Source organism: Ruegeria sp. CL5 (assembly GCF_056536485.1).
In genome coordinates this window covers 103075-124924 of sequence record NZ_JBQFPS010000006.1, presented here as the reverse complement: position 1 = coordinate 124924, position 21850 = coordinate 103075, and the positions used below count along the sequence as shown (strand labels likewise).

Below are 21850 nucleotides of genomic sequence, written 5' to 3'. Positions count from 1 at the left end.
TCATTTCCGCAGAAGTCTAAGCCTGCGTATTAGGCCCGGCGCGCCAAAGGGGCAAGGGGCAATGGCGGTTTAGTTCCCCGAGAACTGCAGCCCTGACGGAGTGAACGTCACACTTTGCCCGCTGCGCAGTTCTTCGCGTAACAGGTTGGCGATGGCCTTTAACGCATCGCGGCGACCGCGTGCAGCAAATCGCTCGGATGAGTTGATGCGAAGGCTATTGTTGAACCCGTTTGCTGCATGGGCCCAAATCAGAGGGTGCAGTTCGGTCAGGTGGTCGCGGATCAGCCAATTGGCAGCCTCACAAATCTGTTTGCGGGCGATATCCGCCTGAGGGTTTTGACCCATTCGGTTCTGCTGGGTGATCGCGCAATAGGCCGCGAGTAAGTTGATAGTTTGCTGATCCGGGCGACGCGCTACGATATCCCGCAGACCCTCAAGGAAATACTCCACATCCACCCGTGCGCAGGCCTCGTCATCCAATGCGATGGCGTCGAACTGTACCCAGGTGTATCCGCCTGCGCCCCATGTTTTCTGGGTCCGCGCCGCGTTGCGCAATGCTTGAACTTCAAGCTCTTCATAGCTCCCGAACCAGCGCGGCAGCAGGTGGCTGCCCATCGCGCGCATATGGCGATGGTTCTGAATGTCTAGAGTAATCAAGTGTTCATACTTATCTGCCACACGGGTGCGCGGATCGACGTGACCTGCCAGCAAAGCGCAATCGGCTGCGGCAATCGCAGGGCTGTCTGGCATTGCAGAACGGCAAAGTGGCAGCAATGCTGCCGCACGGTCGAAATGCGCCGCACAGCGAGATTGATGCAATGAAGGCAGCGCCTCTGGATGCGCATCGCCGCGCCATGCCCAGGCAAGATCAATATGGGCCAGTGCAACGACCAGCGTGATCATCGGATCGTTGGGATGGTTTTGGATCTCGCCTTCCAGCTCGAAAATTCCACCCAGCAGATCGTAGTCTGACATCGCCTTGCCATCTGACAGCGCGTGCTCGACAGCCAGCACGACATCTGAACGGGCGCCAAAGGCCAAGAGGTCTGCTATGGGCTGTCCGCAGGGCGTGGATTTGCGTGCCTGATCCGCAGCGCGCATCTCTTGCGAAAGTTCGGCCCACATATCCTGCCGCGCCAGATAGCGACCGCGTTCAATCACCTGATGTCCGTTTGCATCCTGTTCGTCCGTTTCGACGATAGGGACATTCAATTGGCCCGATGCGACAAGCCAGGCGGTGGCATCAGCGACTGACGCAGGCAGGGGCGTTGAAGGGGAGGAACCGAAAAAACGGGCGGCAATAGCCTTGATAGACCAAAACATGGCAGAACTCGAACTGGAACAAATTAGTAACGCGTTCAGTTTGCCAAAAATTGTGTTCAATTCAAAGAGACACCACCTCAAGCCGGTATTTCAGGCACCAATCGTGTTCAGATTCGATGAATCGTTTCAAAATACTCTAAAATGATGACGTTCAACGGCGATTCCCGCCTGCTGCAGAACCTCTTCAAGCTGTTTGTGCGGAGGAAGTGATTCATCTGGCAGACGCAGTCGTTTTTCGGATTTCAGTATCGCAGAGACCCGCACCGAAAAGTCCCATCGCGTGTCGAACCGAAAGCGTTTCACTGTAGAAAGATCCAGCGTGCCCCGACGCTGACCTGTATGCCAGCGTAAGGTGCCATCTGACAGTTCCATCCCCGCGCTGGTATCTTGGAGTACATCCCAAAGCGCGGGCAGAGTAGTCAGGGCCAGCAGGCCTATCAGCCACCAGACCGCATCGAACAGGACGATCAGCCCGGTCAGAACCGCATAGATGCCGATTAGAATCAAAACCATGCGCGGATTTCGGTTCTGTCGTGTGAATGTGAAAGCGGTCATGCGCCCAGGATGCGCGAGACCATTTCGGTTGAGTCCCGAGACAGGCCTGGAGTTTCGGCGATGCGGTTTAGTTGTTTTCGGATCAGGGCCTGACGGTTCGCGTCATAGCGTTTCCAGGTCTGGAACGCGCTGCACATCCGGGCGGTGGTTTGCGGGTTCACCGGGTCGAGTCGGATCAACCAGTCTGCCAGCAATGCATAACCTGCGCCATCGGTCTGATGGAACCCCGCATGGTTTCCGACCAGAGATCCCATCAACGCTCGGAAGCGGTTGGGGTTTTTCCAATTGAAATCCGGGTGCTCAGTCAGTTTGCGCGCGGTTTCGACCGTAGTTTCTGGACCGGCCATCGAAACCTGCAGGGCGAACCATTTGTCCATCACCAACCGATCATGTCGCCATTGATCATAGAATGCGGCCAATTCAGCCTCACCTTTACCTGCGCGTAACAGACAGGACAAAGAGGTGAGTTGCTGGGTCATGTTGTTGGCGCGCGAATATTCCTCGGCCGCCTTGATACCTCCATCCAGGCGCGAGGTCAGGGCCAGCGCTGCGCTGCCCAAGGCGCGCTTTCCAGATTGTTCGGCGTCCGGTTGGTAGGGCGCATCCACCAGCGTTTCACTGTGAAGCCGGGGCAGCAGGTCTTGTACATGTTGCGCCGTGGCTTGACGCAAGGTTTCAACTACCCTCCAGATCGCCATCGGATTGGGGGTGATCCCCTTTTCATGCAGCGCCGCAGCCAGTTCTGATTGCGTTGGCAGACCCAACATGAGCGCCCGGTAAGCAGGGTCCAGCGTTTCATCGCGAAGGACTGACAACAAACCGTCGAGGTAGTCGGCCTCTGGTGTTGCTTCCTCGGTGATCATGCGCAGAAGGGTGTCTTCGGCCAGCGACCTTCCAGCTTGCCAGCGGTTGAACGGGTCGGTGTCATGGGCAAGTAGGAATGCGCGTTCTGCATTCGTTGAATCGTGTTCCAGGATCACCGGAGCCGAGAAACCCCGCAAGATCGAAGGCACAGGTTTCGCGGCGAGACCGGTGAACTTAAAGGTCTGTTCGGCTTCGGTCAGTTCCAACACTTCGGTTACGCGTACCTCATCGCCGTTCGGGCCGAGCAGACCCACGGCGACAGGAATGACCTGAGGCTGCTTGTCCTCCTGTCCCGGCGTCGGTTCGGTGCGTTGGCTGAGGGTCAGGGTGTAGGTGCCATCGGCCCAATCTTCAGCGACCGAGACCCTTGGCGTTCCCGATTGACTGTACCAGCGCTTGAACTGGCTTAGATCGCGACCAGTGGTCTCTTCGAACACTTGCAGCCAGTCCTCGATCGTGCAGGCCTGTCCGTCATGGCGGTCGAAATAGAGGTCCAGCGCCTCTGAGTAGGCCTCGTCACCCACTAGACATTTCAGCATACCGATTACCTCAGCGCCTTTCTCATATATGGTTGAGGTGTAGAAGTTGTTGATTTCCTGAAAACTCTCGGGCCGCACCGGGTGCGACAAAGGCCCGTTGTCCTCGGGGAACTGTCGCGCGCGCAGGTCGATGGCGTCGTGAATACGTTTTACCGGGGCCGAGCGCATGTCCGAGGTGAACTGCGCGTCGCGGAACACCGTCAGCCCCTCCTTCAGACACAGCTGAAACCAGTCACGGCAGGTGATGCGGTTGCCGGTCCAGTTGTGGAAATACTCATGCGCGATAATCGCCTCGATCCGTTCGAAATTCGCATCGGTCGAGGTTTCTGGGCTTGCCAGAACGGCGGAGGAGTTGAAGATGTTCAGCCCCTTATTCTCCATCGCGCCCATGTTGAAATCGTCGACCGCCACGATGTTGAACACGTCCAAATCGTATTCGCGGCCATAGACATCCTCGTCCCATTTCATGGATTTCTTCAACGCTTCCATGCCAAAGGCGCATTTGCCTTCATCTCCGGGACGAACCCAGAGGTTCAATTCAACGTCGCGACCAGATTTGGTGGTGAACTGGCCAGGGTGGGCAATCAGCTCCCCGGCGACGAGCGCGAACAGATAGGCGGGTTTAGGCCACGGATCGACCCATTCCGCCCAGCCTTCCCCTTTGTCCGAGGGGTTGCCGTTGGACAGCAGCACCGGCAGGTCTCCGTTGATGCGCACCGTAAAGGTGGACATCACATCAGGGCGGTCAGGGTAATAGGTGATCTTGCGAAAGCCTTCGGCCTCGCATTGGGTGCAGTACATGCCGTTCGACATGTAGAGACCTTCAAGTGCGGTGTTGTGAGCGGGATCAATCTCGACCACGGCCTCCCAGATGAAAGGCGCGTCAGGCACTGTAGCGGTGAGGCCTTCTGCGGTGATCTCGGGCGTAATCACTTCGCCATCAATTGCAGCTCGGATCAGGTTCAATTCTTCCCCGTGCAGAAAGAATGTGCGGTCCGTGGCTTCGGGATTCGGACGGAATCTTATCCGAGAGGTCACGCGCGTGGCATTTGGGGCCAGATCAAAAGTCAGATGCACACTGTCCACCAGGTAACCAAACGGGGTGTAGTCTTTCAGATAGATCGTGGTGGGGGCGGCGTCGCGCATCGGGGGCCTCATCATCTGGGAATCTGGCGTGACGTTAGGGGCTTCGCGCTGGCGCTGCAACCAATGGGCAATTGTCCAGATAGATTTGAAACAGTTTCGTGTTTGGCCGAAAAAACTGAACCTATGGGCACAAGTTGCCTATCGGAAACAAACCACCTAATTGATGGTCGCATACAATGGCACACAATCGTAGGGGATTCGGAACATGAGCAGCAGAGAGATCCGCGGCGGGCTGCAGATCGACCCGGTTCTGGTGGACTTCATCGAACAGAAGGCACTGCCGGGCACAAAGGTCACGGCTGATCAGTTCTGGTCGGGTCTGGAGCGTTTGGTGAATGAGCTGGGACCGAGGAACCGCGCGCTGTTGGAAAAGCGTGCTGACATTCAGGGGCGCATCGACGGTTGGCATGCGGCGCGGCGCGGCCTGCCCATCAATGCTGGCGAGTACCAGTCTTTCCTACGTGAGATTGGGTATCTGGTTGATGAAGGCGAGGATTTCGAAATCGAAACCACCAATGTCGACCCCGAAATCGCTCTGACACCAGGCCCGCAGTTGGTTGTGCCGATCACCAATGCACGCTTTGCGCTAAACGCTGCGAATGCCCGTTGGGGCAGTCTGTATGATGCGCTTTATGGCACCGATGCGTTGGGCGATCTGCCTCCTGGCAAAGGTTATGACGCAGAACGTGGCGCAAGGGTGATTACGTGGGCCAAACACCATCTTGGCTTATTCTGCACGCCAGCGATTGACGATTGGTCAAGTGTTGTAGGTTTTTCCGTCGAGGACGGGGACCTAGTCGTCACAATGGACGATGATGAAAGAACGTACATATATGGATCGCAAAAGCATGGGGCGGGGAGTTTTGTAGGCTACAAAGGCGACCCTGATTCGCCGTCGTCGATCTTGTTAGAGAAGAATGGCCTCCACGCTGAAATAGTGATCGACCCGTCCAGTATCATTGGTGCGTCTGACCCTGCGGGCATCGCGGATGTACGATTGGAATCCGCCCTGTCGACGATCATGGACTGCGAAGACTCAGTCTCTTGTGTCGATGCCGAGGACAAGGTTGTGGCCTACGGCAACTGGCTGGGCTTGATGAAAGGTGACCTGACCGAAGAGGTCACCAAGGGTGGCAACACCTTCACCCGCAAATTGGCGGGTGATGTGGGCTACACCACTGCCAGCGGCGATCAAGCCGTGCTGAAAGGCCGCTCGCTGATGCTGGTGCGAAATGTTGGGCATCTCATGACCAACCCCGCCGTTCTGGATGCTAATGGTAATGAGATCGGTGAGGGCCTGATGGATGGGCTTTGCACCACGCTGATCGCCATGCATGATTTGCAGCGTGAGGGCGGCAACTCGGTCACCGGCTCAGTCTATGTGGTCAAACCCAAGATGCACGGACCCGAAGAGGTCGCGTTCGCGGTCGAGATTTTCGACATGGTCGAAGACATTCTGGGTCTGCCACGGAATACCGTAAAGCTTGGCATCATGGATGAGGAACGTCGCACCTCGGCCAACCTCAAGGAATGCATCCGCGCCGCGAAATCGCGCGTGGCATTCATCAATACCGGCTTTCTTGATCGCACAGGGGATGAAATTCACACCTCGATGGAGGCGGGTCCGATGCTGCCCAAGGGCGATATCAAGGAGACGCCTTGGATTGCGTCCTACGAGGATCGCAACGTCGATATCGGATTGGCCTGTGGCCTCAAGGGTAAGGCACAGATCGGAAAAGGCATGTGGGCAATGCCGGATCGAATGGAGGATATGCTGGCGGCCAAGATCGGTCACCCTCAAGCGGGCGCAACCTGCGCCTGGGTGCCTTCGCCCACTGCCGCAACCTTGCACGCAACGCATTACCACAAGGTCGATGTGCTGGCGCGTCAGGACGAGTTAGCCGCTGGCGCTGCTCGGGGGACGCTGGATGATCTGTTGACGGTGCCACTGTTGGGTGGTCGCAATCTCAGCGCTGAGGAGATTACCCGTGAGATCGAGAACAATGCTCAGGGCATATTGGGTTATGTTGTGCGCTGGGTCGATCAAGGCGTCGGCTGCTCGAAAGTGCCGGATATCAACGACATTGGTCTGATGGAAGACCGCGCGACCTGCCGGATTTCGTCTCAGGCGTTGGCGAACTGGTTGCATCATGATCTGATCAGTCAGGAGCAGGTGATGGCAGCGCTGCAGAAAATGGCTGCTGTAGTGGATCGGCAGAATGCGTATGATCCGTCCTATAAGCCGATGGCGCCGGGTTTTGACGGGATCGCCTTTCAGGCGGCGTGTGATCTGGTATTCCGTGGGCGAGTGCAGCCCTCAGGATATACTGAACCGGTGCTGCACGCGCGCCGGTTAGAACTGAAGGCAAGCTTGCGCTAAGGGTAGGGGCGGGAACGAGGGGGCTGTCTACCCCCTTGCGCTCTCCAGAGTATATTTTGGGCCAGATGAAAGGGATCGGGCATGGTTATTTCATTGCGCAAAGCGCGGACCATCATTCGAAAAGCGCTGGAAAAAGGGCGTGAGATGGAGCTGAAGCCCCTCTCGATTGTGGTTCTGGATGCGGGCGGTCACGTGATCGCTTTTGAACGCGAAGACGGTGCCGCGCCGGGGCGGTTTGCAATTGCGCATGGCAAAGCATACGGATCGGTGATGCTGGGCATGGCGGGTACTGCGCAGATGCAGCGCGCCGAAGGGCAGGCTTATTTCATGGCGGCGGTGAACGGGGTTTACGGCGGTCAGGTTGTACCAGTCCCAGGCGGAGTTCTGGTGCGTGACCGTAAGGGTGCAGTGATTGGTGCCGTGGGCGTCACTGGCGACACGTCCGACAATGACGCCCAAGCCGCGCTAGTTGGCATTGAGGGTGCCGGGCTCGTGGGCGAGATCTAAAACCCTCGGATCGATTTTACAGGGGATGTGCGCGGCTGAACACGCGCTTGCGCTGCCATGCAGGGTCTGTGTCGTTGCGCGCGGCTCGGGCTGCCGATAGGTTCTGCAGAATACCTGCGAAACAAAGGACTTGGAATGGCGCGCCCCGTTGTTGGAATTATCGGCAACTCTTACTTGATGAATGATCAGTACCCGACGCATGCGGGCGGGACGATGAATTCTGATGCGGTGTCCAACGTATCGGATTGTCTGCCTTTGCTGATACCTGCTGATCCGCGCTATGTATCGGTCGACGAATTGCTAGAGGTTTGCGACGGGTTTTTGCTGACAGGCGGGCGCCCCAATGTTCATCCTGAGGAATATGGCGAGCCCGCAACCGAAGCGCATGGTGAGTTCGACCGCGCACGGGATGCGATCACGCTGCCTCTGGTCCGGGCTTGTGCCGAGCGGGGGCAGCCGTTTTTTGGGATCTGCCGAGGATTTCAGGAAGTGAACGTCGCCTTGGGTGGCACGCTTTATCCTGAAATTCGCGATCTTCCTGGGCGCCAGAACCACCGCATGCCACCCGATGGAACGTTGGAGGAAAAGTTTGCCCTGCGGCACGTCGTGAAGATGACCGAAGGTGGAGTTTTCCACCGCTTGTTGGGTGCGGCTGAAGTGATGACCAACACACTTCACGGGCAGGGGATCAAAACATTGGGCGAGAATGTGGTGATTGACGGCCACGCCCCTGATGGAACGCCCGAGGCGATTTATGTCAAGGACGCGCCCGGATTTACCCTGTCGGTCCAGTGGCATCCAGAGTGGGATGCGGCGAATGACCCGGTCTCACGGCCGCTGTTCCAGGCGTTCGGACGCGCTGTTCACGCTTGGGCCGAAGGGAATGAGGCGGCCCGTTTCCAGCGCACGGCCTGAAGGTGAATTGGCCCGACGCGGCGCCGGACCAAATCGTTCTTAGACCATTAAGTTGAACTGTTTGTTCAGCGGCAGGCTGCGCGCGCGCTCTCCGGTCAGATCAAACAACGCGTTCCCCAAAGCGGGCATCGAGGGAGGAGTACCCGGCTCACCGACACCACCCAGATGTTTCTGGGTTTCGAGTACCCGGACTTCTGTTACCGGAGTGCTGTGCATCCGAAGCCCGTCATAGTCCGGGAAGTTCAGTTGTTCGACTTCACCATCCGAGAAGGTGATCTCGCCTGAGGTCGCGGCCGAAAGGCCATAGATCATGCCGCCAATCATCTGCGCCTCAACTGTTGCCGGATCGAGCGCGAGGCCGACATCGCAGGCGATCCAGGCCTTGAGGATGCGGATGGTTCCATCCTCGTCCACCACCTCGATCACCTGCGCGACCGGGGTCCCAAAGCTGTAAGTCATCGCCACGCCACGTCCGACACCATTTGGGGTCTTGCCGGTCCAACCTGACATCTCCTTGACGGCTTCAAGACATCCCGCAGCTGGGGCGAATTCGGTCTTGGTCAGTTCAATCCGAAAGTCCAGCGGATCACGCCCGGCGGCATGGGCCATCTCGTCCAAAAAGGTCTCGTGAAAGAAACCATTGTGGCTGTTGCCGACCGAGCGCCAGAAACCAACCGGTACGGCCAGATCAGCGATGTGGCCGCTCATGCGATAATTCGGAACGGCGTAAGGTTGGTTGAAGAAACCTTCGACAAGGACTTTGTCGGGTCCCCCGCCGGAAAAGCCGGTATATCGCTTCACGGCTTGCTGGGTTGGGGATTGGGAGGCGACCTTGCCGTCGATCAGAACGGCTTTGCCGTCCTTCACCGCACCACGCATTCGGGCTATCGCACCTGGACGGTAGTAATCGTGGCGCATATCCTCTTCACGGCTCCAGGTGGTCTGAACCGGGGTGCCGGGCATCGCCATGGCGATTTTGGTTGCGATCTCGCCGAAATCCAGCTCGCCCCGACGGCCGAAGCCACCACCCAAATAGGTGGTGTGAATCTCAACTGCCTCGGTCTCAAGCCCGGCGGTGTTGGCCACCCGCATCTGGATCAGCGTCGGGGCCTGATTGCCGCACCACAGGTCCAGCTTGCTGCCGGTATAGAGCGCGGTGGCGTTCATTGGTTCCATCGTGGCGTGGGCCAGATAAGGAACAGTGTAGTCCGCCGTGATTTCGGTGGCCCCTTCGGGCAGAACATCTACATCTCCATCATCGCGCATGGTCGAGTTCGGAGTGTCATCAAACGCTTTGGCAATCTGTTCAAACAATGCATCGGTTTCGGGAGGATAGGGGGCGTCGCCCCAATCTACGTCGATCGCCTCGACCGCCTGAATGGCAAGCCATGTATTGTTGGCTATCACTGCAACACCTGTGCCCAGATCAACGATTTTTTCGACCCCGGGCATGGTTTCGGCCGCGCTGGCGTCAAAGCCGTTCATGGTGCCGCCCAGATTGGGGTTCATGCGGACCGAGGCGAATTTCAACCCCTCAGGCCGTACGTCGATACCAAAGGTTGCGGTGCCAGTGGACTTTCCCGGAATATCAACGCGCGCGAGGGCCTTGCCGATCAAACGCCACTCGGACGGGTCGCGCAGGGAGACCTCAGGTAGTTCAATCAGGCCTGCGGCTTCTGCTAATTTGGTATAGGGTATGCGGGTGTCGTCCGGCGCGACCACAGCGCCATTTTTGGTCTTGAGCTGGTCGCGATCAACGCCCAGCTGGTCCGCTGCGGCCTGTTTCAACGTCTCGCGCGCGGTGGCTCCAGCCATCCGCATCCGTTCGAATCCGTCTTTCATCGATGTCGAGCCACCGGTGACCTGCAGGCTGAGTGTTCGGCCCAAAACACCCAGTGCCTCACCCAGATTGTGCTGGAAATCCGAGACGTCATAACCTTTGTTTGGCAGGCTTTCCCCCATGAGGGCGTGGTTGTAATAGGCCGCAGCAGCAGGACCGTGCAGCACGCGGATATCGTCCAGTTCGACATCCAATTCTTCGGCGATCAGCGCTGCCCAGGTGGTCATCACGCCCTGACCCATCTCTGCACGCGGCGCGAACAGGGTCACGCCCTGCTGGTCGATCAGAACAAAGGGGCTGAGCGCGGTTTCACCTTCACGCGGCTTCAGCGGATTCGCGGCAGGACGAGTGACATAATAGGCGCCAAAGGCCACGCCACCGACAATGGCGGCTGATCCGATCAGGAAGGTGCGGCGCAGGATTTTTCCGATGCTTGCCATGGATCAGGCCTCCTTCAGCTTAGATGCGGCGTCGTGGATGGCAGCGCGGATGCGGGGATAGGTTCCGCAGCGGCACAGGTTGCCCTGCATGGCATCGTCGATATCAGCGTCCGATGGGGCTGGGTTTTCGGCCAGAAGGGCTGCGGCCTGCATGATCTGGCCCGACTGGCAATAGCCGCATTGGGCCACTTGGTGATCAACCCAGGCCTTCTGGATCGTTGCCATGGCGTCAGGCGTACCAAGCCCTTCGATCGTGGTGACATCTCCCCAAACATCCGAAAGTGCCACCTGGCAGGACCGCACGGCCTCACCATCAATATGAACTGTGCAGGCACCGCAGGCGGCCACGCCGCAACCGAACTTAGTGCCGGTCAGTCCAACCTCATCTCGCAGCACCCACAGCAAGGGCACATCATCAGGCAGATCAACCTGATGGGTCTTTCCGTTGATCTTTAGGGCCGTCGCCATGGCGCACCTCTCTTAGCTTTGGCTGGTTCCTGACATATTTAATGGAAAGTGTCATCTTGTCAATTGACAAAATAAACAAGAACTGTCAGAGGTTCTCTCATGACGAGTGCAAGTGAAGAATCCAAGACTGCGGCCATTCTGAATTCGGCTTTTCGCGCCTTCGCAGCTTATGGGTTTCGCAAGACGTCCATGGATGACATCGCCAAAGGGGCAGGGATGTCGCGGCCCGCAGTATATCTGCATTACAAAAATAAAGAGGCCATCGTCCGCGAGCTGACTCAGTATTACTACGACGAAAAAGTCATACTGGTGGCTGAGGCATTGGCCGGTGAAGGCTCTTTGCCGGAAATTCTTGCAGGCGCCGTCCAAGCACAATCCCAAGGGATGGCCGAGATTTTGGCATCGCCCCATGGGCTTGAAATGCTCGATGCAACAAAGTCCATGTCGACCGACATCGTTCAGGAGGGTGAGGCCAAACTAACGTGTCTTTACGCGGATTGGTTGCGTCGTGAAAACTCTGCTGGTCGTGCGCATTTGCCGGTTGGTCCGGATGAGGCCGCAAAAACGATAACAACATCGCTGAAGGGCATCAAAATGACGGCCTCCAGCGCTGAAGAATTCGAGCAGGGCATTTCGCAATTGGCCACGCTGTTGGGCGCGGCACTTGAGATCAGGTAACGCGCTGACGGATTTTGAATTCCGGCTTGTCCCACAATTTGTTGGTGATGATGTCGGCGAGAATTTGGGCGGCCTGTTCCACATCACCTTCATCGATATACAACGGCGTGAAGCCGAAACGCATGATATCGGGCGCTCGGAAATCACCGATCACGCCACGCGCGATCAAGGCCTGCATGGCAGCGTAACCTTCATCAAAATGAAACGAGACCTGACTGCCGCGCTGGGCAGGATCACGGGGGCTCGCCAGGGATAAGTCGGGGCAGGTGGCTTCGACGCGAGCGATGAACAACTCGGTCAATTCGATGGATTTGGCACGCACATCGGCCATTTCGGCCATATCCCAGATATCCATCGCCGCCGACAAGGCGGCCATCTGGATGACCGGTGGGGTGCCGACCCGCATCCGCTCGATCCCGGCACCGGGGCGATAGTCGAGATCGAAAGCAAAGGGGGCTTCATGCCCTAACCAGCCCGAAAGCGCCGGGCGCACTTTTCCAGACAAGCGTGGGGCCACATAGATAAAGGCGGGCGCACCCGGGCCACCGTTGAGATATTTGTACGTGCAGCCGACAGCGAAATCCGCATTGCAGCAGGACAGATCAACCGGGACGGCCCCCGCAGAGTGTGCCAGATCCCAAACCGTCACGACGCCATTGGCATGGGCGAGTTCGGTCAGTGCTTTCATGTCATGCATACGACCCGAGCGGTAGTCGACTTCGGTCAGCATCAGAACCGCGACCTCTTCGGTGATATGCTCGGCAACATCCTGAGGGTCGACCACGCGCAATTCATAGTCGGGCCCCAGTGACCGCAGCAGACCGTCGGCCATGTATAAGTCAGACGGGAAATTGCCGTTGTCAGAAAGGACTACTCTGCGAGTAGGGTTCAGTTCTAGCGCTGAGGCAACCGCCTGATACACCTTGATCGACAGAGTGTCGCCCACCACAACGCTGCCAGGCTCAGCACCGATCAGCCGTCCGATCCTGTCGCCCAGTCCGGTCGGCATACCCATCCATCCGGCCTTGTTCCACCCGGTGATGAGCATCTGCCCCCACTCATCCTTCAACATGCTCTCGACGCGGTTCGCCGCTGATTTCGGCAAAGGACCTAGTGAGTTGCCGTCCAGATACAACACGCCTTCGGGTAGATTGAACATGGATTTGGTTGTGGCGAAATCGGTCATGGATTTTCTTTTCTACAGCTTTGGTTCGGATGTTTGACTTTGGCCTATCTGATCTGAACCAACCTGTCCATTCTTGGCACCTCGTGCCTTGCTGGCTTGAACGTGCGCCTACTTTTCAGGATGCGACAACCTTTGCTTTTGCCTTCAAAGTCAGAAAGCGATAACACAGCGCCCAGAAACGACATGCGTGGGTGTGTGTCATCGCTTTGGGGAAGGCCATGCGCTGGATCGATCTTCCACCTGTTTGGCTTGTGGGTTTTGCCGCGTTGGCTTGGGTGCAAGCGCGCGTGCTGCCGATGGGGCTGTCTTTGAACGGGGCGGTGACGGATTTGCTCAGCGGCATTCTTGTCGGAGGCGGCATTATTCTTGCGATCATGGCTGTGGTCGAATTCCGCCGTCACCGCACCACTGTTCTTCCGCATGAAACGCCGTCAATGATGGTTCAATCAGGTATCTATAGACGCAGCCGCAACCCGATTTATTTGGGCGATGTGCTGATATTGGCGGGATTGATCTTTCGCTTCGACGCGGTGTTGTCGTTGGTGTTGCTTCCGATCTTTGTCTGGCTTTTAGAGCGCCGTTTTATCATTCCCGAGGAAGACCGGTTGCGCCGCACATTCCGCGCCGATTTCGCGCGCTACGAACGCAAAACACGGCGATGGATTTAAGGGTGTGGTCATCATGACACAGCACTACAATTGCTGCGCTTGCGAAATAATCTTGCGCAGGATACATGTCTGCTTGTCATTCTATGCTGAACACCCACCTGGCCTGAATCTAAAATTAGGGGGAACCGACTGGTGAAAATTGGGACGCCAAAGGAAACGTATAAGGGCGAGAACCGGGTCGCGATGACTCCGGACTCGGCCGTGCAGTTGCAGAAACTGGGTTTTGAATGCCTGATCGAAAAAGGCGCGGGCGCTGCTGCGGGGTTTTCGGATGCCGCTTATGAAGCTGCTGGCGTTGAGGTCATGAAGACCGCAGCCTCGCTTTGGAAGGCGGCAGATATCATTGCCAAGGTTCGTCAGCCTGATGCCACCGAGCTGAAGCGGCTGAACAAGGACAAGACCCTGATTTCTTTCTTCAACCCTGCCGGCAACGAAGAGGGAATGGAGGCCGCAAAGTCCAAGGGCGCGACTGTCATCGCGATGGAGATGGTGCCGCGTATTTCGCGCGCGCAGAAGATGGACGCGCTGTCTTCGATGGCCAATATCGCCGGTTACCGCGCGGTGATCGAGGCGGGCAACAACTTTGGCCGATTCTTTACCGGTCAGGTGACGGCGGCCGGTAAAGTTCCTCCTGCCAAGGTGCTGATCGTAGGCGCTGGCGTGGCGGGGCTGGCGGCGATCGGGACGTCGACTTCGTTAGGTGCGATCACCTATGCGTTTGATGTGCGCCCGGAAGTGGCCGAGCAGGTCGAATCCATGGGGGCCGAGTTCGTCTATCTGGACTTCGAGGAAGAACAGCAAGACGGAGCGGCGACCGGTGGTTACGCCTCGGTCCAGTCTGAAGAATTCCGCGAGGCACAACTGGCCAAGTTCCGCGAGCTTGCTCCGGAAATGGATATCGTCATAACCACTGCGCTGATCCCAAACCGCGAAGCACCCGAGCTTTGGACCAAGGACATGGTCGAGGCGATGAAGCCGGGTTCGGTCATCGTTGATTTGGCTGCAGAAAAGGGCGGCAACTGTAAACTCACCGTGCCGGATGAGAAGATCGTGACCGACAACGGCGTGACCATCATCGGCTATACTGACTTCCCCAGCCGGATGGCAGCGCAGTCTTCTTCGCTGTATGCGACCAACATCCGACACATGATGACCGACCTGACGCCCGAGAAGGACGGCAAAGTCAATCACGACATGGAAGATGACGTGATCCGCGGCGCGACCGTGACCCATGAGGGTGAGATCACCTTCCCGCCGCCACCGCCCAAGGTGCAGGCAATTGCGGCGCAGAAGAAGCCTGAAGTCAAAGAACTGACCCCTGAAGAGAAAAAAGCGCAGGAAATCGCGGCCTTCAAGGCGCAAACCAAGCAACAGTTCACCCTGCTTGGAGTCGGTGGTGCGCTGATGCTGCTGGTCGGGTTGGTTGCTCCGGCCAGCTTCATGCAGCATTTTATCGTCTTTGTGTTGGCGATCTTCGTGGGCTTCCAAGTGATCTGGAATGTCTCGCACAGTTTGCACACTCCGCTGATGGCGATCACCAACGCGATCTCGTCGATCATTATCGTTGGGGCTTTAATGCAGATCGGATCGGGATCTTTCCTTGTCATTCTGCTGGCAGCGCTTAGCGTCTTCATGGCCGGGATCAACATCTTCGGCGGCTTCCTCGTAACCCGGCGCATGCTCGCCATGTTCCAGAAATCTTAAGGAGGCCGGGCAAATGGAATTTGGCTTCACTACTGCCGCCTACGTTGTTGCGGCTGTTCTGTTCATCCTTTCCCTCGGTGGTCTGTCGAACCAGGAAAGCGCCAAACGCGCGGTTTGGTACGGCATCGTCGGTATGGCGCTGGCGGTCTTTGCCACGCTGGTTGGCCCGGGGTCCGGCCTGTGGTTGCTGTCGCTGCTGCTGATCGTCGGCGGCGGTCTGATCGGTCAGTACGTGGCGCAGCGCGTCCAGATGACCGAGATGCCGCAGCTTGTGGCCGCGATGCACTCGCTGGTCGGTCTGGCGGCTGTGTTCGTGGGTTTCAATGCGCATTTTGAGATTGGCAACGTGGCGCAAGTCATGGCTATTGCTGACAGCGCGAAAGAAGCGGACCTGTCCAATCTGGGCGCCTTTGCCAAGCTGATTGCTAAGAAAACATCGGCCGAGCTGGCGATCCTGCACGTAGAACTGTTCTTGGGCATCTTTATCGGTGCGATCACCTTTACTGGCTCAGTCGTGGCTTATGGCAAGCTGGCCGGGAAGGTGACTTCGGCTGCGACCAAGCTACCCGGCGGCCATGCGCTGAACGCGGCGGCTGCCGGTCTCTCGCTGATCTGCCTGGTGTGGTACACCTCGACCGGTGGCTTCTTCCCGTTGTTCCTGATGACGCTGGCGGCGCTGTTTATCGGCTATCACCTGATCATGGGCATCGGTGGTGCCGACATGCCGGTGGTTGTGTCGATGCTGAACTCGTATTCGGGCTGGGCAGCGGCGGCCATTGGTTTCTCGCTGGGCAACGACCTGCTGATTGTGGTTGGTGCGCTGGTGGGCTCGTCTGGTGCGATCCTGTCTTACATCATGTGCAAGGCGATGAACCGTCACTTTGTGAGCGTGATCTTGGGCGGCTTTGGCGGCCCGCAGGGTGAACAGATGGCTGTTGAAGGCGAGCAGGTAGCGATTGAAGCTGACGGCGTGGCTGCGGCTCTGAACGACGCCGATAGCATCGTCATCATCCCCGGTTACGGCATGGCCGTGGCACAGGCGCAGCAATCGGTCAGTGAACTGGTCCGTAAGTTGCGTGCCAAAGGCAAGAACGTGCGCTTCGCGATCCACCCAGTTGCGGGTCGTCTGCCCGGCCATATGAACGTTCTGCTGGCCGAGGCAAAGGTGCCGTATGATATCGTTCTGGAGATGGACGAAATCAATGATGACTTCCCGGACACGGATGTCGCCATCGTCATCGGCTCGAACGACATTGTAAACCCTGCGGCGCAGGAGGACCCCAACAGCCCGATCGCCGGGATGCCGGTTCTGGAATGCTGGAAGGCGAAACAGGTGTTTGTGTCGAAACGCGGTCAGGGTACCGGATATTCTGGAATCGAAAACCCGCTGTTCTTCAAGGAAAACACCCGCATGTTCTATGGCGATGCAAAGGCGTCCTTGGACAAGCTGTTGCCAATGATCGATTGATCACGGGACATGACCAAATTGCAAAGGGCGCCTTGGGGCGCCCTTTTCTTTTTTGATTAAGGGGGCTTTGCCCCCTTGGACCCCCTGGAGTATTTGGGGCCAGATGAAGCAAGCGGATATGGTATTACGGTGACGTTGGGCGAATGTTGGGAGAATTCAGATGCAGAAAGTGAATGGCATAGGGGGCGTGTTTTTTCGCGCTAAAGATCCGGAGGCTCTGAGTGCGTGGTATGAGGAGCATCTGGGAGTTAATCACTACAACCCCGTCCCCTGGAAACAGCGTGAAGGCTATACCGTGTTTGCGCCGTTTGCGCAGGATACCGACTATTTCGGCAGGGCTGATCAGCAATGGATGATCAATTTTCGTGTCGATGATTTGGATGCCATGATTGCACAGCTAGAGACTGCCGGAATTACAGTTGAAACGCATCCTGATTGGGATAGCGAGGTTGGCAAATTTGCACGTATTCACGATCCCGAGGGGAACCCCATCGAGCTCTGGCAGCCAAATCAATGACATAGCGGGTTGTATACCATTGTATCCTCGTAACTATATGAAATAAAAAGATAATTGATGTATTCCGTGAGCTGCGTATAGTGCCGGAAGCCTTGGGGAATGATCCATGACTCCGATAGATGACCATCCGCTGCGCTATGCGCTGGCCAATGAACTGCATGCGCGACCCTTTCCCGTGGCTTCAGCACCCTGCACCGTGGTATTTCTGGCGATCAAGAAAACGGATGCCGCAGCGGCCCGGGATCGCAATCTGGATATGGCGCATCTGATCGACTTGCTGAATCGCCATGGTGCGCAGCACCCGCAGCCAGGCGCGACGCATTATGCTGGTCAAATCGGGCGCCATTGGCTGAAATGGGAACAGCATACCGAGTTTGTGACATACACGGCCATTGCGCAGAATGTCAGTGATCGGGCTTTTAATCCCGCGGATTTCGAAGTGTTCCCGCCCGATTGGCTGATGGCTAGCCCGGGGCGGCGGATCACCTCGATCATGATGCGTGTGGTCGAGCGGTCAGAGGATGCCCTGGTCACGCAAGCGCTGTCGGACTGGTTCGAGCCTGAAAGCCTGGCTGTGGCTAGCGTTCTGGATGACTCGGCGATTTGCGCCAGCGATTTTCGTATCGACCCGGCCGGTCACATGCGGTTTGCGCTGTTTGTTTCGAAATTTGCCGGTCAACGCAGAACAGGTCGAATTCTCCAGCGTCTTTGCGAAATCGAAACCTATAAAGCGATGTCCATGCTTGGCTTCGCCCGCGTCAAAGACCTGATGCCGCGCATCGGTGAACTTGATAAGAAACTGTCTGATCTGATGGTCCAGATGACCGATGAATCCGCAGCCCCCGACGACCTGTTGTTGCAATTGCTGTCAACCTCGACCGAGTTGGAAACTATTTCCGCGCGCAGTTCGTTCCGTTTTGGGGCGACCGGAGCCTATGAGGCGATCGTCAACCAGAGGATAACGGTTCTGCGCGAGGAACGGTTTCAGGGTCGTCAGAACTTTGCTGACTTCATGATGCGCAGGTATGACCCTGCGATCCGAACTGTGAAAGCCACCGAACGTCGCCTGCAAGCCTTATCCGACCGCGCCATTCGGGCGGGTGAGCTGTTGCGGACCCGGGTGGATGTTGAGCGTAGCGCGCAGAACCAGGCCTTGTTGGAAAGCATGGACCGACGCGCCGATCTGGCGTTGCGGTTGCAGCACACCGTCGAAGGGCTTTCAGTGGTGGCGATCAGCTATTATGCGGTTTCGCTTGTTAGCTATTTTCTGCATCCACTGACGAAGATCGGGATCAGCAAGGGGATGCTGACAGCAGCGGTGACAGTCCCGGTTGTACTGGGAGTTTGGCTTGCCATACGTCAGATTCGCAAGCGGTTGGAATAGACGGTATTTGCCAAATGCCGAAGGACCTGTAGAACCGTCATAATTTGACAAAATTCTCGAGGGTATTCCGTGATCGGTATATTGGCCGCATGGCGCGCAGTCGCCGCCATGTTCATCCTGAATGGTGCGTTGTTTGGCATTTGGGCTTCGCGCATCCCAGCGGTACGCGACCGGCTGGAACTAAGCCACGAGGCACTAGGGTATGGCCTACTGTTTATGGCAGCAGGTGCGGTTTGTTCTTTTCCTATCACCGGGAAACTGACGGATCGGTTTGGGGCTGTGGCGATCACGCGGATCATCGCGGTTCTTTATACTGCCTCGCTGATCCTGCTGGCGTTTGCGAATGGGTTCTGGGCGCTGGCCGCGTTCCTGTTCGTATTTGGTGCATTTCACGGTTCGATGGACGTAGCCATGAACGCTTGGGCCGCCGAAGTTGAGCAGGCTTATGACAAACCAGTCATGTCATCGTTCCATGCAATGTGGAGCCTCGGCGCAGGGGTAGGGGCTCTCAGCGGCTATGCTGCGGTTCAAATGGGGCTGAGCGTGGTTCAGCATTTCCTGCTGGCAGGGGGCATCGTTGTGGGGCTGGCATTGGCTCTGTCCTGGGTGCAATGGACGTCTCGTCGGTCGGAAGCCAAGAAAGGATCGGTTTTTGCATTGCCTTCCGGTGCTTTAGTGCTGGTTGGATTTACGGCACTCTGTGGAGCTTTGGGTGAGGGCGCGGTGGCAGATTGGAGTGCGATCTTCCTGCGTGACGTGACAGGCGCCGCTGAGAGCATTGCAGCGCTAGGCTATGCTGTTTTCTCGGTAACAATGGTGCTGTTTAGATTGGCGGGCGGTTTTGTAATTTCTCGATTTGGGCCCGTGGCGACGGCACGTTTTGGCGGCATCTGCGCTGCACTGGGTGTGTATACCGTGGTAACAGCCAGTGAGGCAGGGCTCGCTCTGGCAGGGTTTGCCCTGATGGGGCTCGGCTATGCTGTGATCATGCCGTTGGCGTTTAGTCGTGCCGCAAATGATCCGCGTGTCCCACCGGGGCAGGCGATCGCCAGTGTTGCGACTTTGGGGTACGGAGGGTTGTTGATCGGGCCGCCCCTGATCGGGTTCTTGGCGGAATTGATGACCTTGAGATTGGCGTTTGCGGTTCTGTTGCCGCTGGCCGTCCTGATCATTGTGCTAGCCGGCGCGCTGAAGCGCGCCGACTGAGATTGCTTAGCGTCCGCGAATACGCGGATCGAGCGCGTCGCGTAGTCCGTCGCCTAGATAGTTCACGCTCAACACGGTCAGCGAGATTGCAAGTCCGGGCCAGAACACGCGCTCGGGGTATTGTTGCAAATAGTCGACGCCGTCGAAAAGCAGGCGACCCCATGTCGGGAAGTCCGGCGGGAAGCCGAGGCCGAGGAAGGATAGAGCGCTTTCTGTGATGATCGCGGTCGCGATACCCAAGGTTGCAGACACCATGATAGGAGACAACACGTTCGGCAGGATATGCCGCGTAATGATCTGCGTGTTGCTGGTGCCGATGGACCGGGCAGCCAGAACGAACTCACGCTCCTTGATTGCCAACACATCGCCGCGCACGATCCGGGCGGTGGGCATCCATGAGGTGATACCGATGGCACAGACGATCAGGATGAAGATCCCGCGTTCCAGTCCGAATGCAGCGGACAAAGGCTCGCGGAACAGCAGCATCATCACCAACAACAAGGGCAACAGAGGCAGGGCCAGGAACAAATCGGTCAGGCGCATCAGCGGCCCATCAAGGCGTTTGAAGAATCCGGCAACAACCCCAATCAACGATCCAAGGAATAGCGCCAGCAGCATCGCGGTGATGCCCACTGAAACCGAGGTCTGCCCGCCCGACATCATCCGCGCCAGAATATCGCGGCCCAATTGGTCGGTCCCGAAGGGATGTGCCCAACTGGGGCCTTGGTTCCGCGCGCGAATGTCGATTTGCGTCGGATCAATGCTCCAAAGAAATGGGCCCAGATAAACCCCAGCGACGATGAAGATGAACAGAATCGCTCCAATCATCGCGCCTTTGTGAGTTTTGAACTGGTCCCAGACATCGCGCCACTGGCTGCGGGGTGGCGTAGTCAGCTCTTCCATAACGTCAGTGGTTGGCAGAGCGGTCGAGGCTGGCGCAAGTCCTTCGTCCGGGACCAGCGTATCGGTACGATCATGATCAGTCATAGCGAATCCTCGGGTCCAGAATGCCGTAGAGCACATCGGCGATCAGGTTGAACAGCACGATCAGCACCGCAAAGATGAAGGTTAGCGTCTGCACCATCGGCAGATCATTGGCCTGGATGGCCCCGATCAGCAATTGGCCGATACCGTTCACCTTGAACACCTGCTCGGTGATGATGGCGCCGCCGAAGATGGCCGGGATACCCAGTGCAATCACGGTGACCACGGGGATCATTGAGTTGCGCAGGACATGGACCATGACCACGGTGTACTCGCTGAGGCCCTTGGCACGCGCGGTACGGACGTAATCCTGATTGAGATTGTCCAGCATCGAAGCGCGCATGAAGCGGCTCAACTGCGCAGTGATCTGCAGCGCCAAAACCATGACCGGCATGATCATCTGTTTCAGTTGCAACATGAAACTGTCCCAACTGTTCACCACCAGGGTGGTATCGTAAATCGACGGAAACCAGCCGAGCTGAACCGAGAAGATCACGATTACCAGCACGCCCGAGAAGAAGGGCGGGACCGAGAAGCCGACCATCGACACGAATGTGCCCATCTGGTCGAACCAGGAATACTGGCGGTACGCGGAATAGATGCCGATGGGCAGGGCGATCAGAATGGCGACCACATAGGCGGTGCCAACAACCCACAGGGTCTGCGGGATACGCTGAACGACGATGTCCATAACGGGCGAACGCGTCTGCCACGAAATCACACGCAGATCACCTTCGGAAAAAGTCGTGCCAAACATCGCATCGATTAGCACCTGCGGTTCAATCCAGAAGAATTGCACGATCCATTTCCAGAACCGGATATGCATCGGCTGACCGAGGCCAAGCGCCTCACGCATCTTCTCTTTGACTTCAGGGGGAACGGTGAGCGGGACCTGCGCCATCGGGTCGCCAGGTGCGAGTTCGAGGAGCAGGAAGATGACGAGGCTGATGAACAGAAGCGTCGGAACCGCCAGCACCAGTCGTCGAATGGTAAAGTTAAGCATTAAGAGGCGCCTTTATATGCGTCTTCTTGTTGGAGTGGTCTGCAAATGACCGCGCCCCGAAGTTCGGGGCGCGGT

Annotated in this window: 18 protein-coding genes; 10 read left to right on the top strand and 8 right to left on the bottom strand. The window is 57.3% G+C overall.

Going from position 1 to position 21850, the window contains the following annotated elements:
- Positions 1-69: 69 nt before the first annotated feature.
- The 3 genes from ACR0IU_RS12080 to pepN form a co-directional block, all read right to left on the bottom strand.
- Positions 70-1323: a hypothetical protein gene (locus tag ACR0IU_RS12080; protein WP_480716441.1), complete on the bottom strand. Its 1254-nt coding sequence runs from the start codon at positions 1321-1323 to the stop codon at positions 70-72.
- Positions 1324-1449: 126 nt separating this feature from the next.
- A complete protein-coding gene (locus ACR0IU_RS12075; protein WP_260022846.1) occupies positions 1450-1836 on the bottom strand; it encodes a hypothetical protein in 387 nt (128 codons plus the stop codon).
- Between the two features lie 38 nt (positions 1837-1874).
- On the bottom strand, positions 1875-4427 hold the full coding sequence (pepN, locus tag ACR0IU_RS12070) for an aminopeptidase N (protein ID WP_480716440.1): 2553 nt from the start codon (positions 4425-4427) through the stop codon (positions 1875-1877).
- 205 nt (positions 4428-4632) lie between these two features.
- On the opposite strand from pepN, the gene ACR0IU_RS12065 reads away from it, so the two are divergent.
- From ACR0IU_RS12065 to ACR0IU_RS12055, 3 genes are all read left to right on the top strand, one after another.
- On the top strand, positions 4633-6807 hold the full coding sequence (locus ACR0IU_RS12065; protein WP_480716439.1) for a malate synthase G: 2175 nt from the start codon (positions 4633-4635) through the stop codon (positions 6805-6807).
- Between the two features lie 81 nt (positions 6808-6888).
- On the top strand, positions 6889-7314 hold the full coding sequence (locus ACR0IU_RS12060) for a GlcG/HbpS family heme-binding protein (protein WP_480716438.1): 426 nt from the start codon (positions 6889-6891) through the stop codon (positions 7312-7314).
- Positions 7315-7449: 135 nt separating this feature from the next.
- The gene (locus ACR0IU_RS12055; protein WP_029622151.1) at positions 7450-8229 is read left to right on the top strand and encodes a gamma-glutamyl-gamma-aminobutyrate hydrolase family protein; all 780 of its coding nucleotides are present in this window, start codon (positions 7450-7452) and stop codon (positions 8227-8229) included.
- A gap of 39 nt (positions 8230-8268) precedes the next feature.
- On the opposite strand, the gene ACR0IU_RS12050 is transcribed toward ACR0IU_RS12055, so the two are convergent.
- Both ACR0IU_RS12050 and ACR0IU_RS12045 read right to left on the bottom strand, forming a co-directional pair.
- A complete protein-coding gene (locus tag ACR0IU_RS12050; protein ID WP_480716437.1) occupies positions 8269-10509 on the bottom strand; it encodes a xanthine dehydrogenase family protein molybdopterin-binding subunit in 2241 nt (746 codons plus the stop codon).
- 3 nt (positions 10510-10512) lie between these two features.
- Entirely contained in the window at positions 10513-10977 is a 465-nt protein-coding gene (locus ACR0IU_RS12045; RefSeq protein ID WP_170476616.1) for a (2Fe-2S)-binding protein, read from the bottom strand.
- A gap of 99 nt (positions 10978-11076) precedes the next feature.
- Between ACR0IU_RS12045 and ACR0IU_RS12040 the strand changes: the two genes are divergently transcribed.
- Positions 11077-11655: a TetR/AcrR family transcriptional regulator gene (locus tag ACR0IU_RS12040; RefSeq protein ID WP_480716436.1), complete on the top strand. Its 579-nt coding sequence runs from the start codon at positions 11077-11079 to the stop codon at positions 11653-11655.
- Here ACR0IU_RS12040 and kynU read toward each other — a convergent pair.
- The gene (gene kynU, locus ACR0IU_RS12035) at positions 11648-12841 is read right to left on the bottom strand and encodes a kynureninase (RefSeq protein ID WP_480716435.1); all 1194 of its coding nucleotides are present in this window, start codon (positions 12839-12841) and stop codon (positions 11648-11650) included. The two genes, ACR0IU_RS12040 and kynU, sit on opposite strands and share 8 nt — an antisense overlap.
- 218 nt (positions 12842-13059) lie before the next feature.
- Between kynU and ACR0IU_RS12030 the strand changes: the two genes are divergently transcribed.
- The 6 genes from ACR0IU_RS12030 (at position 13060) to ACR0IU_RS12005 (ending at position 19788) form a co-directional block, all read left to right on the top strand.
- Positions 13060-13509 (top strand): methyltransferase family protein, encoded by a 450-nt coding sequence (locus ACR0IU_RS12030; RefSeq protein ID WP_480716434.1) that lies wholly within the window; start codon positions 13060-13062, stop codon positions 13507-13509.
- 132 nt (positions 13510-13641) lie between these two features.
- Entirely contained in the window at positions 13642-15213 is a 1572-nt protein-coding gene (locus tag ACR0IU_RS12025; RefSeq protein WP_170476607.1) for a Re/Si-specific NAD(P)(+) transhydrogenase subunit alpha, read from the top strand.
- Positions 15214-15226: 13 nt separating this feature from the next.
- On the top strand, positions 15227-16681 hold the full coding sequence (locus ACR0IU_RS12020; RefSeq protein WP_170476605.1) for an NAD(P)(+) transhydrogenase (Re/Si-specific) subunit beta: 1455 nt from the start codon (positions 15227-15229) through the stop codon (positions 16679-16681).
- A 160-nt stretch (positions 16682-16841) separates the two neighbouring features.
- A complete protein-coding gene (locus ACR0IU_RS12015; RefSeq protein ID WP_480716433.1) occupies positions 16842-17198 on the top strand; it encodes a VOC family protein in 357 nt (118 codons plus the stop codon).
- 106 nt (positions 17199-17304) lie between these two features.
- Positions 17305-18582: a DUF3422 family protein gene (locus ACR0IU_RS12010; RefSeq protein ID WP_480716432.1), complete on the top strand. Its 1278-nt coding sequence runs from the start codon at positions 17305-17307 to the stop codon at positions 18580-18582.
- A gap of 69 nt (positions 18583-18651) precedes the next feature.
- Positions 18652-19788 (top strand): MFS transporter, encoded by a 1137-nt coding sequence (locus ACR0IU_RS12005; protein ID WP_480716431.1) that lies wholly within the window; start codon positions 18652-18654, stop codon positions 19786-19788.
- A 6-nt stretch (positions 19789-19794) separates the two neighbouring features.
- Here the strand turns inward: ACR0IU_RS12005 and ACR0IU_RS12000 are convergent, their stop codons facing one another.
- Together ACR0IU_RS12000 and ACR0IU_RS11995 are read right to left on the bottom strand one after the other, a co-directional pair.
- Positions 19795-20775, bottom strand: coding sequence for an ABC transporter permease (locus tag ACR0IU_RS12000; RefSeq protein ID WP_170775653.1), 981 nt, complete (start codon positions 20773-20775; stop codon positions 19795-19797).
- Positions 20768-21775 carry an ABC transporter permease gene (locus ACR0IU_RS11995; protein WP_010442803.1) on the bottom strand — a complete coding sequence of 336 codons (1008 nt, stop codon included), beginning with the start codon at positions 21773-21775 and terminating at the stop codon, positions 20768-20770. Before ACR0IU_RS11995 ends, ACR0IU_RS12000 begins: the two co-directional genes overlap by 8 nt.
- Between the last annotated feature and the right edge of the window lie 75 nt (positions 21776-21850).

What these genes read in the sequence shown, in the direction of transcription:
- ACR0IU_RS12050 (WP_480716437.1), bottom strand. Translation starts at nt 10,509, where the DNA reads ATGGCAAGCATCGGAAAAATCCTGCGCCGCACCTTCCTGATCGGATCA.
- ACR0IU_RS12040 (WP_480716436.1), top strand. Translation starts at nt 11,077, where the DNA reads ATGACGAGTGCAAGTGAAGAATCCAAGACTGCGGCCATTCTGAATTCG.
- kynU (WP_480716435.1), bottom strand. Translation starts at nt 12,841, where the DNA reads ATGACCGATTTCGCCACAACCAAATCCATGTTCAATCTACCCGAAGGC.
- pepN (WP_480716440.1), bottom strand. Translation starts at nt 4,427, where the DNA reads ATGCGCGACGCCGCCCCCACCACGATCTATCTGAAAGACTACACCCCG.
- ACR0IU_RS12060 (WP_480716438.1), top strand. Translation starts at nt 6,889, where the DNA reads ATGGTTATTTCATTGCGCAAAGCGCGGACCATCATTCGAAAAGCGCTG.
- ACR0IU_RS12015 (WP_480716433.1), top strand. Translation starts at nt 16,842, where the DNA reads ATGCAGAAAGTGAATGGCATAGGGGGCGTGTTTTTTCGCGCTAAAGAT.
- ACR0IU_RS12030 (WP_480716434.1), top strand. Translation starts at nt 13,060, where the DNA reads ATGCGCTGGATCGATCTTCCACCTGTTTGGCTTGTGGGTTTTGCCGCG.
- ACR0IU_RS12065 (WP_480716439.1), top strand. Translation starts at nt 4,633, where the DNA reads ATGAGCAGCAGAGAGATCCGCGGCGGGCTGCAGATCGACCCGGTTCTG.
- ACR0IU_RS12045 (WP_170476616.1), bottom strand. Translation starts at nt 10,977, where the DNA reads ATGGCGACGGCCCTAAAGATCAACGGAAAGACCCATCAGGTTGATCTG.
- ACR0IU_RS12020 (WP_170476605.1), top strand. Translation starts at nt 15,227, where the DNA reads ATGGAATTTGGCTTCACTACTGCCGCCTACGTTGTTGCGGCTGTTCTG.
- ACR0IU_RS12080 (WP_480716441.1), bottom strand. Translation starts at nt 1,323, where the DNA reads ATGTTTTGGTCTATCAAGGCTATTGCCGCCCGTTTTTTCGGTTCCTCC.
- ACR0IU_RS12075 (WP_260022846.1), bottom strand. Translation starts at nt 1,836, where the DNA reads ATGGTTTTGATTCTAATCGGCATCTATGCGGTTCTGACCGGGCTGATC.
- ACR0IU_RS12000 (WP_170775653.1), bottom strand. Translation starts at nt 20,775, where the DNA reads ATGACTGATCATGATCGTACCGATACGCTGGTCCCGGACGAAGGACTT.
- ACR0IU_RS12055 (WP_029622151.1), top strand. Translation starts at nt 7,450, where the DNA reads ATGGCGCGCCCCGTTGTTGGAATTATCGGCAACTCTTACTTGATGAAT.
- ACR0IU_RS12010 (WP_480716432.1), top strand. Translation starts at nt 17,305, where the DNA reads ATGACTCCGATAGATGACCATCCGCTGCGCTATGCGCTGGCCAATGAA.
- ACR0IU_RS11995 (WP_010442803.1), bottom strand. Translation starts at nt 21,775, where the DNA reads ATGCTTAACTTTACCATTCGACGACTGGTGCTGGCGGTTCCGACGCTT.